We start from the raw sequence: 11,307 nt of genomic DNA, 5'->3' as shown, positions 1-11,307 counted from the left end.
CCCCGCGGCCCCGCACCTCGCCCCCCCCCCCCTACTGCCGCCGCGCCCCCGGACCCCCCCGGATCAGGGGCATCTGCTCACTTCTCGGCGCGGGGGCTGCGCGCCATCGCGGACCGTCCGCGTCGATAGGGTGGGACACGTGCCGCACACCACGCCAGGAAACGCCCTCGGGTACTCGGCCGCCGATGTCGAGCGCTGGGTCCCCGAGCCGCCCAAGAGCAAGTCCCGCACGCCCTTCGAGCGCGACCGGGCGCGTGTCGTCCACTCGTCCGCGCTGCGCAGGCTCGGCGCCAAGACCCAGGTACTGGGCCCGGGCTCCGACGACTTCGTGCGCACGCGTCTCACGCACAGCCTCGAGGTCGCCCAGGTGGGCCGGGAGATGGGCCGTGCCCTGGGCTGCGACCCCGACGTCGTCGACACCGCGTGCCTGGCCCACGACCTGGGGCACCCGCCGTTCGGGCACAACGGCGAGCGCGCGCTCGCCGAGATCATGGCCGACCACGGCGGGTTCGAGGGCAACGCCCAGACGCTGCGCCTGCTGACCCGCCTCGAGCCCAAGGTCTTCGCTGCGGACGGCACGCCCGTCGGCCTCAACCTGACCCGCGCGAGCCTCGACGCGAGCGTCAAGTACCCCTGGCGCCGTGGTGAGGGCCCACGGCGCCCCGACGGGACCACGACCCACAAGTTCGGCGTCTACCCCGACGACGTACCCGTCTACGCGTGGCTGCGCGAGGGCGCCCCCGAGCACGTCAAGTGCATGGAGGCCCAGGTCATGGACCTGGCCGACGACATCTCCTACTCGGTGCACGACGTCGAGGACGCGATCGTGGGCGGCAAGCTCGACCTCGCGGTGCTGGCCGACCCGGACGAGCGTGGGCGCGTCGTGGCCGCCGTCCGTGCCTGGTACGGCGACGCCTACGACGAGGCCGAGCTCGACGCCGCGATCTCCCGCCTCGAGGCGACCGGGCACCTGATGCGGGGCTTCGACGGGTCGCGCCGGGCGCTCGCGGCGCTCAAGGACTCGACGAGCCAGCTCATCGGGCGCTTCAGCGGGTCTGCCCAGGCCGCGACGCGCGAGGAGTACGGCGACGGGATGCTCACGCGCTACTCAGCCCGCCTCGTGGTTCCCGCGACGACGTCCGCGGAGATCCTGGTGCTCAAGGGCATGGCCGTGGCGTACGTCATGGCCCCGCGCGAGCAGGAGCCGCTGCACCACCAGCAGCGCCAGGTCCTCGCGGACCTGGTCGAGGTCTTCAGCGACAAGGCGCCCGACGCCCTCGAGGCGCCGTTCGCGGCGGACTGGCTCGAGGCGCCCGACGACGCCGCTCGCCTCCGCGTGGTCGTCGACCAGGTCGCGTCGCTCACCGACGTCAGCGCCTACCAGCTGCACGAGCGGTGGGTGTCGCCCCGCTGAGTCCTCGCACGGCGGCGGCCCGCACCCCGAGGGGGCGGGCCGCCGTCGTGCAGCGTGTCAGCCCAGGGTCGTGGTGAGCTGCGCGACGAACTCGTCGAGCGCGTAGGGGATGCTCAGGACCGTGGGTGCTGACGTGGCCATGGCGTAGTCCATCCCGACGACCCGCACGACCCGGCCGTCTGCGACCGAGGGCAGCGCGGCGAACAGCGGGTTGCCCAGGAGGGTGTCGTACACCGTCTCGTCGACGTCGATGAGGATGAACGCGTCGGCGTCGAGCGTGGGGATCAGCTCGGAGCTGACCGAGACCGACGAGGCGTCCTCGGCGCCGCAGACCGCGAGCGTGCCGGGGGAGGGCTCGAGCCCGACCTGAGTCAGCAGCTCGATGCGCGGGTCCGAGGGGCAGAAGACGATGACGCCGCCCTCTCCGTTCATCGCGTAGGTGATGGTCTTGCCCTGGAGCTCAGGGTGGGCCGCGGCCGTCTCGGCGACCGTGGTGCCGACGCCCTCGACGAGCTCGTCCGCACGGGCGGGCTGCCCCAGGGCGGCGCCGATCATGGTCGTCTGGTCCTGCCACGACGTCTCCCACGCCGAGCCGGGGAACGCGACCGTGGGCGCGATCTCCGAGAGACGCTCGTAGGCCGTGTCGGTGATCCCGGAGTAGACCGCGATGATCACGTCGGGGCGCAGCGCCGCGATCTGCTCGAACGGGACGTCGGGGTTGGACGTGAGGAGCTCGGGCGTCGCGCCCTCGAACGTCTCGGTGAGCCACGGCAGGATGTCGTCCTCGATGCCGGGGCCGGAGAACTTCTCGATGCCCACGGGCACCTTGCCGAACGCGACGACGGCGTCCTGGCTGCTCCAGCCGATCGTGACGACGCGCTGGGGCTCCTCCTCGATCGTCGTCGACCCGTAGGCGTGGTCGATCGAGACCGGGAACGCGTCGGCCTCGGCGAGGGTCGTGGTGGCGATGTCGCCACCACCCGCGGGGGCTGGGGAGGCGGAGTCGTCGGTGCCGGCCGTCGAGCAGGCCGCGAGCGCGGCGAGCGTCACGAGGGAGGCGACGGCGCCCAGGAGGCGCCGCGGTGCGGTTCGTCGGCGGGAGCTGGTCGGGGTCATGAAGGGGTCCTCCGTCGGGCGTCTCGCGGTGCGAGGTTCCCGATAGTTAGATGAGCCTAGCCTTAGTTAGCGGAACAGAGGTGAGGCTAACCCGGGCGGGATCGAGAAATCCTGCCAGTCGCGACCGATTTACCGCCAGGGTCAGTGGCCCGGCGCCCCGAGCAGGCGGGCGTACGCCGCGGGCGACATGCCCGTGGTGCGACGGAAGACCGTGACGAACGTGCTCGGGCTCGAGTACCCGACGGCCCGCGCGACCTCACGGACCGAGCGCCCCTCGGCCAGCAGCACCAGTGCGGCCCCCGTCCGCGCGAGGATGCGCCACTGGGCGAAGGACAGCCCTGTCTCGGCGACGAACCGCCGCATGAAGGAGCGCGGGCTCATGCCGACGTCCGACGCCCAGGCGTCGAGCGACCGGCCGTCGCCCGGCGAGGCGAGCAGCCGCTCGGCGACGTGCAGCAGGTCCACGTCGCGCGGCATGCGCAGCTCGATGCTCGCTACGGGCAGCGGCAGCATCTGCTCGACCGCGAGCGCCTGGAGGCTGTGCCGGCTGGCGTCCGGCATGGAGGCCGCGGTGTCGTGCAGGAGCAGCTCGCGCAGCAGGGCGCTGACGGGCACGCCGACGACGCTGTCCCACCGCGGTGCGACCTGGTCGGGGTTGAGGTAGGTCGCGTAGACCGTCACGTCGGGGTCGGCCCGGACCTTGTGCCGCGCCCCGGCGGGCAGCCAGATGCCGAGGCCCGGCGGGACCAGCCACCGGCGGCCCGTGGCCTCGACGTCGAGCGGCCCGCCCTCGCCCCAGACGAGCTCGTGCTCGTAGTGCACCTCGTCGGGCCACTCGCGCGCGTGGCCGGGCTCGAACACGTTGGTCGCGAGGCTCCACGGGGCGGCGACGAACCTCCCCTCGGGCGCCCGGTAGGGCACCGACGGCTCCGGGGCGAACGACGGAGCACCCCAGATGCGGATGCTCCCGGGGTGCTCGGCGCTCGTCATGGGCAGGACGTTACCGTCCGTGCTCGCTCAGCCGGTCGGACGACCGCTCAGCCGGTCGGCTGCTCGCTCATCCACGCGTCGCTGGCCCGCTGCACGTCGTCGGGCGTGACCGAGTCCGCGACCGTCACGAAGTACCAGCGGTGCCCGAACGGGCAGCGCACCGCGGCCTGGCGGAACCCCTCGAACCAGTCCGCGGGCTCGGCCGTGCTCGTCGCCCCCGCGGCGACCGCGCGGGCGTAGGCCGCATCGGTGTCGGGGACGGGCACCGTGAAGGAGACCGAGGTCGGGCCGTCGGGGTCCGGCGCCGTGGACCCGGCCCCCGGGAACTCCTGCGCGACCGTGAACGTCGAGAACCCTGCCGTCGTGGGCAGGCGGAGGTCGGAGTGGATGATCGCATCCCCGGCCGTGATCACGTCGTCGACCTCGGCACCGAACGCCGCGGTGTAGAAGTCGATCGCCGCGCGGGCGTCGGAGACGGCCAGGTTGGGGTGCAGGGCGGACATGTCCATGGTTCCTCCAGGGCTCGGATGCTGGTGTCCCCATCGTCTGTCGGTGCGCGGTGGCAGTCTTGGAGGAATGCGACACGAACGCGGCAGCGTCCCCGGGGTCCCCGGTGTCCCGTCCACCACGTACGGCGTGGTGGACCCCGCCGCCGCACGCCGCGCGTTCGCCCTCGAACGGTTCCCGGCCCCCGCGGACCTCGCCGACCGCGTCGACTGGTTCTGGCTCGTGCGGTGGGAACTGCCCGCGGGGGAGTCCTTCACGCAGACCGTCATCCCGCACCCGTGCGTGAACCTCGTGGCCGAGGCGAGCGGGTTCGCGGCGCACGGCATCCCCGAGGGCCTCTTCGACCGCACCCTCGTCGGTTCAGGCGTCGTCGTGGCCGCCAAGCTGCGCCCCGGCGCGCTGACGGTCGCGCGCGGGACGTCCGTGCCGTCGTCGGGCGTCCTGGGCGACGGGGCGGACGCGGCGGGGGAGCGCGCCCTCGCTCTCGCCGAGCGCGGCGACGACGCGGCCGCGGTGCGCGTCCTCGTCGACCTCCTGCGCGATCGCCTCGCCCCCGACCAGCACCTCGCGCAGGTCTCGCGCGTCCTCGACGCTGCGACCTCTGGCGAGCTGGGACCGCACGCGCGCGTCGCGGACCTCGCCCGGGTCGCGGGCACCAGCACGCGCAGCCTCCAGCGGCTGCTCGGCGAGAGGCTGGGCGTCGGTCCCAAGTGGGTCCTGCAGCGCCATCGTGTCCACCTCGCGGCCGAGCTGCTCGCCCAGGACCCCGGCCGGGACCTGTCGGCGCTCGCGGTCGGCGTGGGCTACTACGACCAGGCGCACCTGGCTGTGGACTTCGTCTCCGTGACCGGTCACACACCCGGGGCCTACGCGCGCCGGTGCGCGGAATCCCGGGCCCGGCTGCTCGAGCTCGTGTCCTCCTGAGGTCACCCGCCCTCCCGGTCGGCCCGACCCGGACGGGGCCCGGCGCGACACGTCACCGGCGGCACCTACACTCGGGTACGTGGCAGGTCTGATCCGACGCGAGGACGTCGACGCGGTGCGCGAACGCGCGAGGATCGACGAGATCGTGTCCTCGCACGTGACGCTCAAGCCGGCCGGCGTCGGCTCGCTCAAGGGCTTGTGCCCCTTCCACGACGAGCGCTCGCCCTCCTTCCACGTCCGCCCTCAGGTGGGTCGCTGGCACTGCTTCGGCTGCAACGAGGGCGGCGACGTCATCTCGTTCGTCCAGAAGATCGACGGCATGACGTTCACGGAGGCCGTCGAGTACCTCGCCGACCGCGTGGGCATCCAGCTGCGGTACGAGGAGGGCGGCGGCCCGCGCCGCACCGAGGAGCCCGGCAAGCGACAGCGCCTGCTCGAGGCGCACCGCGTGGCCTCGCAGTTCTTCTCGGAGCAGCTCTTCGCGCCCGGTGCCACGGTCGCGCGCACGTTCCTTGCCGAGCGCAGCTTCGACCGCTCGGACGCCGAGCGCTTCGGCGTCGGGTTCGCCCCGACGGGCTGGGACGCGCTGCTGCGCCACCTGCGCGGGCGCGGGTTCACCGAGGCCGAGCTGATCGCGTCGGGCCTCATGAGCCAGGGCCAGCGCGGCATCTACGACCGCTTCCGCGGCCGCCTCGTGTGGCCCATCCGCGACGTGACGGGCGAGACCATCGGGTTCGGTGCGCGCAAGCTCTTCGACGAGGACCAGGGCCCCAAGTACCTCAACACCCCGGAGACCACGCTCTACAAGAAGTCCCAGGTGCTCTACGGGATCGACCTCGCGAAGCGCGAGATCGCCAAGAACCGTCAGGTCGTGGTGGTCGAGGGGTACACCGACGTCATGGCAGCGCACCTGTCGGGCATCACGACGGCGGTCGCGACGTGCGGCACGGCGTTCGGCTCGGACCACGCGCGCATCGTGCGTCGTCTCCTGGGGGACACGACCGCGGGCGGCGGGCTCCAGCTTGCCTCGGGCGCGTCGCTCGGGGGAGAGATCGTCTTCACGTTCGACGGCGACGCCGCCGGCCAGAAGGCCGCAGTCCGTGCGTTCGGCGAGGACCAGCGCTTCTACGCGCAGACGTTCGTCGCGGTCGAGCCCAGCGGCATGGACCCGTGCGAGCTGCGCATGGCGCACGGCCCGGAGGGTGTCCGCGCGCTCGTCGAGGGCCGTCAGCCCCTGTTCGAGTTCGTCATCCGCACCACGCTCGACACGTTCGACCTGGACACCGCCGAGGGGCGTGTGGCCGCGCTGCGCGCCGCGGCCCCGGTCGTCGCGGGCATCCGCGACACGGCCCTGCGGCCCGAGTACGCGCGCATGCTCGCGGGCTGGATCGGCATGGACTCGGAGTCGGTGCGCCGCGCGGTCGCGGCGGCGGGCAAGGCGGGGGTGCCGCAGACGCTGCCGGCCCCGGTCCGTCCGCTCGCACCCGCGCCCGACGACGCAGCTCCCGTCGTGCCCTCGGGCCCGGTCTTCTCTCCTCCGGACCCGCGCGACCCCGTGGCGCGTCTCGAGCGGCAGGCGCTCGTCGTCGCGCTCCAGTACCCCCAGTTCGTGCCCGCCGAGGAGTTCGACGCGTTCCCCGACACCGCCTTCGCGACGCCCGCGTGGCGCGCCGTGCACGACGCGATCCGGGCCGCTGGCGGCATGGCCGGCGCGGCGGCCCATCCGGCAGGCCAGTGGGTCGAGGCCGTGATCGAGCAGTCCCCGGAGACGGTGCGCGGCATCGTCAACCAGCTCGCCGTCGCCCCGCTGCCCGAGGACCGCGAGAACGTCATCCACGGGTACGTCAAGGGCGTCATCAAGGCGTTCGTGGACCTCGGCCTCACACGGCGCGTCGCGGACGCCAAGAGCCGCCTGCAGCGCCTGGACCCTGCCGGGGACCAGGAGGCCTACGGCGCGGCGTTCGCCGAGCTCCTGGCCGTCGAGAGGGAACGCCGAGAGCTGCGCGAGCAGGTCTGAGGACCCGGGCCGTGCGCGGCCGCTGAGGGCGATTCGGGGCCGGCCTTCGTCGGTCGCGCGATCGACCTGGACGACGGGCTGTGGACAGCCGCCGAGAGCCGCCCCGACCGGGTGAGGATGGTGCTGCCGGCCGGCACCACCGCGGGGAGGAACCCCGATGCTCCAGGCTCGTCCGAGGAGACCGTCCATGTCCCGTGTCGTCGCCGTGCCCACCCTTGCCCGCAGCGCTCCGTTGATCGTGGGCGGAGCAGCCGCCCTGTCTCTCGCTCAGCTCCTCGTCGTCGTGGCCCTCACGCTCGACGGGGCCTCGCCGTACAGCACCTCGCCCGAAGCCACGGTGGCGGCGGCGCTCCTGGTCCTCGGCGGGCTCGTGGCTCTGTCCGGGCTGTCGACCTTCCTGGTCGGCCTCTACCGGGTGGTCGCCAACGTCGACCGCTACCTCGTGTTCAGGGTCGCCGTGATGCCGCGCCGGATCGAGGGGCCGGGTACCGGGGGAGAGGGCGCTGTCCCGACCCTGGCGGGACGTGGCGCACAGTCCCTCAGCCCGGTGAGATGAAGGTCACACCCCCGGCCGGTCGAAGCTGACCTGGGGAACGGCAAAGGCCCCTGACCTGCGTCTCCGCAGATCAGGGGCCTCTCGTCGTGCTCCCGCGGTAGGACTTGAACCTACGACCGTCCGATTAACAGTCGGATGCTCTGCCAGCTGAGCTACGCGGGACCGCTCACCCACCGTTTTGCACCGGTTGGGCGACCGGAGAAAACTCTATCAGCATCAGAGGGGTAGTCCGGACATCGAACGGACCCGGTCCTCCGCGGCGTCGATCACAGCCCGTGTCCGCGGGTCGTCCAGGTCCACGCCGGCCTCGGCGACGACCTGCGAGAAGAGCGAGCCGTCGGTGTCCCGGCGGACCGCGACCTTGGCCGAGCGACCGGCCCCGAGCGCGACCACCTCCGCGAGCACGACCGAGGACTGGACGCGCTCCCGAACCGTCTGCGCCAGTGCGGTGCGTCGCGAGTCGGCGAGACGCAGGACCAGGGGAGCGGCGCCGTCGACCCACTCGACCGTGATCGACGCAGTGGCGGGGTCATAGCCGGCGCGGTCCACGTCGCACCAGGGACGGGACGTGCCGTCCTCGCCGGTCGTGGCCAGGACCGTGCGCGTCGCCGCGGCCCAGGAGCCGTCGACGAGCTGCGCAGAAGCGAGCACCGCGTCCTTGGGGGCGAGGCGCAAGGACCTGCGGGCGTCGTCGGGCAGGGAGCTACGGGCGAACAGAGCCATGCCAGACACGGTACTGCCCGTCTGCCCGGCAGGGGGCACGGCTGCCGGTACGCTTGTCCGCCGAGGGGCAGTAGCTCAGTCGGTCAGAGCATCGGACTCATAATCCGCCGGTCGTGGGTTCAAGCCCCACCTGCCCTACCCGGGAACGACCCGTGACCCTCGTGCAGACGTTCGCCACGGGTCGTTCTCCCGGTCCCGTGCAGGTGTGCGCGTGCGCGTGCGCGTGCGCCGAGCCGACACCCGGCGTTCCATGGAGGCATGCCCCTCCGCATCCAGCGCGTCTACGACGACCCCACGCCCGACGACGGCTATCGCGTCCTGGTCGACCGGCTGTGGCCTCGCGGTGTGAGCAAGGAGCGAGCGCACGTCGACCGGTGGCTCAAGGAGGTCGCGCCCTCGAACGAGCTCCGGACGTGGTTCCATCACGACCGTTCGCTGTTCGTCGAGTTCGTCGCGCGCTACCGGGCCGAGCTCGACGCGAATCCCGCGGTCGAGGAGCTGCGCGCGATCGTGGCCGAGCACCCCGTCGTGACCTTGCTCTACGGCGCGAAGGACGAGCAGGACAACCAGGCCGTGGTGCTCCGCGACTACCTGGAGGCGACCCGGCGCTGACTCGACGGGGCACTGACTCGACAGGGCTCCTCGGCCGGACCCTGCCTCGGCCGGGCCCTGCCGAGGACGACGTTGCGCGCCGTCGAGCACGAGGTTGCGGTCGCTGTGGCCACGAGAACGGTCGCAACCTCGTGCTCGACCCCTGGCCAGGTTGCACCGGCTCGACGCCCGCTCCGCGCGCCTCCAGGGATCCGCGCGCCTCCAGGCGCCCGCAGAGTCCGATCGACGCCGAAGCGCCCCATACCTCCCGGACGCCCGGATCGTCCCGTTCGACAGGCGAGTGGCGGCGGGTCGTGACACGATGCCACGTCCGTCGACCTGAAGGAGATGCACCATGAGCACCGGCTCGAACCGCACCACGTCAGGGACCGCCCAGCGGCTCCAGCAGAGCAAGGGGCTGCGGGTCCTCGCCCGTGCCGGGTACGCGGTGAGCGGCCTGCTCCACATCATGATCGGAGTCATCGCGGTCCGGATCGCGACGGGATCGGGCGGAGGAGAGGCCGACCAGACCGGCGCGCTCCAGGAGATCGCGAGCACCACCGGGGGTGCGTTCGTCCTGTGGTTCGCGGTCGTCGCGTTCCTGGCCCTCGGGGTCTGGCAGGTTCTCGAGGCCGTCGCCGGGACGGGTGGGGACGCGAAGGACCAGGCGGCCTTCCGGGCCAAGTCGGTCGGCAAGGCCGTGATCTACCTCGCGCTCGGGGTGCTGACCTTCCAGGTCGTCAGCGGCTCGGGCTCGGGAGGCGGCCAGGACAGCCTCACGGCCTCGCTCCTGGCCAACGGTGCCGGGAGGGCTCTCGTCGGGGCGGTGGGCGTCGGGATCGCCGCAGCGGGCGTCTACCACGTGGTCAAGGGCTGGAGGAAGGGGTTCCTGAAGGACCTCGAGGGCAACGCCAAGGGGCAGGTCGGCCACGCCGTCGTCCTCCTGGGCCGGGTCGGCTACATCGCCAAGGGCATCGCCCTGGCCGTCCTGGGGGCGCTCGTCGTCACGGCGGCCGTCACGGCCGACCCCCAGAAGGCGAGCGGCCTCGACGCCGCCCTGCGGACGATCGGCGACCAGCCGTTCGGTGCATTCCTCCTGACCGCGACGGGCGTCGGCTTCGCGGCCTACGGGGTGTACTCGTTCGCGCGTGCCCGCTACGCACGGATGTGAGACCGGTGCGGGCGTCATGAAACAATGACGCCCATGGCGATGAGAGAGATCCGCGTGATTCCGGACCCCGTGCTCCGCACCCCGTGCGACGAGATCACCACCGTGGACGACCGGGTCCGCTCTCTGGTCACCGACCTGGTCGAGACCGTCGACTACGAAGGCCGCGCGGGTCTCGCCGCCAACCAGATCGGCGTGAACCTGCGCGCCTTCTCGTGGAACATCGAGGACGAGATCGGTTACGTCCTCAACCCCCGGATCGTCGAGCTCTCCGACGAGATCCAGGACGGCGACGAGGGCTGCCTCTCGGTCCCGGGCCTGTGGTACCCGACGCGTCGCGCCTGGTACGCGCGTGTCGTGGGCATGGACGTCGACGGCAACGAGATCACGGTCGAGGGCACCGGCCTCATGGCGCGCTGCCTGCAGCACGAGACCGACCACCTGGACGGCATGCTCTATCTCGACCGTCTGGACAAGGCGGTCCGCAAGAAGGCCATGCGCGAGATGCGCGCCCAGCTCTGACGCGACGTCGCGCGTTCTCCCTGCCGCTGGGGAAGCCCGGCCGCCGGGAGAACGCGGCGGCGCACGCGCAGCCGGTGCGGACCGTTCCTGGCCCTACCCGGAGCGGGTGAAATCTGCGATGGGGAGTTCTCCCCTCGCGATCCGCCGAGGTCTCGGGCAAGATATGCCTGGTATACCGCTGGACGACCCTGCATGATGATTCACCCTGGGTGAGGACGTTGGGGAAGACGAAACCTCGACCTAGGGAGGACGACATGACTGGTGCCATCACACGCGGTGTTCTTTTCGTGCACTCGGCGCCCCGGGCGCTGAGCCCGCACCTGGAGTGGGCTGCCGGGAACGTTCTTGGCGTGCGCGTCACGCTGGACTGGACCGAGCAGCCTGCTGCGCGCGACCTCTACCGGGCGGAGTACGCCTGGCAGGGCGCGCAGGGCACGGGCGCGCGCCTCGCCTCGGCGCTGCGCGGCTGGTCCCACCTGCGGTACGAGGTCACCGAGGACGCGAGCCACGGAGCCGACGGCGCCCGCTGGTCGCACACCCCTGACCTCGGCATCTTCCACGCGGTGACCGACGTGCACGGCAACGTCGTGATCCCCGAGGACCGGGTCCGTGCCGCCCTCGAGGTCTCTCACGACAACCGCGCCATGCGCGAGGCGCTGCACCTCGCGCTGGGCAAGGCCTGGGACGACGAGCTGGAGCCCTTCCGCTACGCGGGCGAGGGGTCCAACGTGCGTTGGCTCCACCGGGTGGGCTGAGCCCGCTCCTCACCGACCCCAGCG

General features: G+C 72.4%; 12 protein-coding genes and 2 tRNA genes. 9 read left to right on the top strand and 5 right to left on the bottom strand.

Annotated elements, in window-relative coordinates; translation table 11 throughout:
* Window positions 1-139 precede the first annotated feature (139 nt).
* Window positions 140-1,414 (top strand): deoxyguanosinetriphosphate triphosphohydrolase, encoded by a 1,275-nt coding sequence (locus tag ACFWGN_RS12470; RefSeq protein ID WP_377617163.1) that lies wholly within the window; start codon window positions 140-142, stop codon window positions 1,412-1,414.
* 57 nt (window positions 1,415-1,471) lie between these two features.
* On the opposite strand, the gene ACFWGN_RS12465 is transcribed toward ACFWGN_RS12470, so the two are convergent.
* The 3 genes from ACFWGN_RS12465 to ACFWGN_RS12455 all read right to left on the bottom strand — a co-directional run bounded on the left by ACFWGN_RS12465 (window position 1,472) and on the right by ACFWGN_RS12455 (window position 4,023).
* Window positions 1,472-2,530: an iron-siderophore ABC transporter substrate-binding protein gene (locus ACFWGN_RS12465; RefSeq protein ID WP_377617161.1), complete on the bottom strand. Its 1,059-nt coding sequence runs from the start codon at window positions 2,528-2,530 to the stop codon at window positions 1,472-1,474.
* A 141-nt stretch (window positions 2,531-2,671) separates the two neighbouring features.
* Window positions 2,672-3,520, bottom strand: a complete 849-nt coding sequence (locus tag ACFWGN_RS12460; protein WP_377617160.1) for a helix-turn-helix domain-containing protein — start codon at window positions 3,518-3,520, stop codon at window positions 2,672-2,674.
* A 47-nt stretch (window positions 3,521-3,567) separates the two neighbouring features.
* Entirely contained in the window at window positions 3,568-4,023 is a 456-nt protein-coding gene (locus tag ACFWGN_RS12455; protein WP_377617159.1) for a VOC family protein, read from the bottom strand.
* A 73-nt stretch (window positions 4,024-4,096) separates the two neighbouring features.
* Here ACFWGN_RS12455 and ACFWGN_RS12450 point away from each other — a divergent pair, with 73 nt between their 5' ends.
* The 3 genes from ACFWGN_RS12450 (at window position 4,097) to ACFWGN_RS12440 (ending at window position 7,524) form a co-directional block, all read left to right on the top strand.
* The gene (locus tag ACFWGN_RS12450; RefSeq protein ID WP_377617157.1) at window positions 4,097-4,951 is read left to right on the top strand and encodes a helix-turn-helix domain-containing protein; all 855 of its coding nucleotides are present in this window, start codon (window positions 4,097-4,099) and stop codon (window positions 4,949-4,951) included.
* A gap of 79 nt (window positions 4,952-5,030) precedes the next feature.
* The gene (gene dnaG, locus ACFWGN_RS12445) at window positions 5,031-6,968 is read left to right on the top strand and encodes a DNA primase (RefSeq protein WP_377617156.1); all 1,938 of its coding nucleotides are present in this window, start codon (window positions 5,031-5,033) and stop codon (window positions 6,966-6,968) included.
* A gap of 187 nt (window positions 6,969-7,155) precedes the next feature.
* Complete coding sequence (locus tag ACFWGN_RS12440) at window positions 7,156-7,524, top strand: hypothetical protein (RefSeq protein WP_377617155.1); 369 nt, start codon at window positions 7,156-7,158, stop codon at window positions 7,522-7,524.
* A gap of 89 nt (window positions 7,525-7,613) precedes the next feature.
* On the opposite strand, the gene ACFWGN_RS12435 is transcribed toward ACFWGN_RS12440, so the two are convergent.
* Together ACFWGN_RS12435 and ACFWGN_RS12430 are read right to left on the bottom strand one after the other, a co-directional pair.
* Window positions 7,614-7,686 (bottom strand) — tRNA-Asn (locus ACFWGN_RS12435).
* Window positions 7,687-7,740: 54 nt separating this feature from the next.
* Window positions 7,741-8,247 carry a hypothetical protein gene (locus ACFWGN_RS12430; protein ID WP_377617153.1) on the bottom strand — a complete coding sequence of 169 codons (507 nt, stop codon included), beginning with the start codon at window positions 8,245-8,247 and terminating at the stop codon, window positions 7,741-7,743.
* A 64-nt stretch (window positions 8,248-8,311) separates the two neighbouring features.
* Between ACFWGN_RS12430 and ACFWGN_RS12425 the strand changes: the two genes are divergently transcribed.
* The 5 genes from ACFWGN_RS12425 (at window position 8,312) to ACFWGN_RS12405 (ending at window position 11,283) form a co-directional block, all read left to right on the top strand.
* Window positions 8,312-8,385: transfer RNA gene (locus tag ACFWGN_RS12425), tRNA-Ile, on the top strand.
* A 120-nt stretch (window positions 8,386-8,505) separates the two neighbouring features.
* Window positions 8,506-8,859: a DUF488 domain-containing protein gene (locus ACFWGN_RS12420; protein ID WP_377617151.1), complete on the top strand. Its 354-nt coding sequence runs from the start codon at window positions 8,506-8,508 to the stop codon at window positions 8,857-8,859.
* 334 nt (window positions 8,860-9,193) lie between these two features.
* A complete protein-coding gene (locus ACFWGN_RS12415) occupies window positions 9,194-10,009 on the top strand; it encodes a DUF1206 domain-containing protein (RefSeq protein ID WP_377617149.1) in 816 nt (271 codons plus the stop codon).
* A 33-nt stretch (window positions 10,010-10,042) separates the two neighbouring features.
* On the top strand, window positions 10,043-10,528 hold the full coding sequence (def, locus tag ACFWGN_RS12410) for a peptide deformylase (protein ID WP_377617148.1): 486 nt from the start codon (window positions 10,043-10,045) through the stop codon (window positions 10,526-10,528).
* A 254-nt stretch (window positions 10,529-10,782) separates the two neighbouring features.
* Window positions 10,783-11,283, top strand: a complete 501-nt coding sequence (locus ACFWGN_RS12405; RefSeq protein ID WP_056651029.1) for a DUF3145 domain-containing protein — start codon at window positions 10,783-10,785, stop codon at window positions 11,281-11,283.
* The last annotated feature ends 24 nt before the right edge of the window (window positions 11,284-11,307 follow it).

Source organism: Oerskovia sp. NPDC060338 (assembly GCF_042726295.1).
GTDB classification, from domain to species: domain Bacteria; phylum Actinomycetota; class Actinomycetes; order Actinomycetales; family Cellulomonadaceae; genus Oerskovia; species Oerskovia merdavium.
Note: the sequence above shows the minus strand (reverse complement) of the source record. Positions and strands in the feature narration are given on the sequence as shown.

What these genes read in the sequence shown, in the direction of transcription:
- ACFWGN_RS12465 (WP_377617161.1), bottom strand. Translation starts at nt 2,530, where the DNA reads ATGACCCCGACCAGCTCCCGCCGACGAACCGCACCGCGGCGCCTCCTG.
- ACFWGN_RS12460 (WP_377617160.1), bottom strand. Translation starts at nt 3,520, where the DNA reads ATGACGAGCGCCGAGCACCCCGGGAGCATCCGCATCTGGGGTGCTCCG.
- ACFWGN_RS12455 (WP_377617159.1), bottom strand. Translation starts at nt 4,023, where the DNA reads ATGTCCGCCCTGCACCCCAACCTGGCCGTCTCCGACGCCCGCGCGGCG.
- ACFWGN_RS12450 (WP_377617157.1), top strand. Translation starts at nt 4,097, where the DNA reads ATGCGACACGAACGCGGCAGCGTCCCCGGGGTCCCCGGTGTCCCGTCC.
- ACFWGN_RS12440 (WP_377617155.1), top strand. Translation starts at nt 7,156, where the DNA reads ATGTCCCGTGTCGTCGCCGTGCCCACCCTTGCCCGCAGCGCTCCGTTG.
- ACFWGN_RS12430 (WP_377617153.1), bottom strand. Translation starts at nt 8,247, where the DNA reads ATGGCTCTGTTCGCCCGTAGCTCCCTGCCCGACGACGCCCGCAGGTCC.
- ACFWGN_RS12420 (WP_377617151.1), top strand. Translation starts at nt 8,506, where the DNA reads ATGCCCCTCCGCATCCAGCGCGTCTACGACGACCCCACGCCCGACGAC.
- ACFWGN_RS12415 (WP_377617149.1), top strand. Translation starts at nt 9,194, where the DNA reads ATGAGCACCGGCTCGAACCGCACCACGTCAGGGACCGCCCAGCGGCTC.
- def (WP_377617148.1), top strand. Translation starts at nt 10,043, where the DNA reads ATGGCGATGAGAGAGATCCGCGTGATTCCGGACCCCGTGCTCCGCACC.
- ACFWGN_RS12405 (WP_056651029.1), top strand. Translation starts at nt 10,783, where the DNA reads ATGACTGGTGCCATCACACGCGGTGTTCTTTTCGTGCACTCGGCGCCC.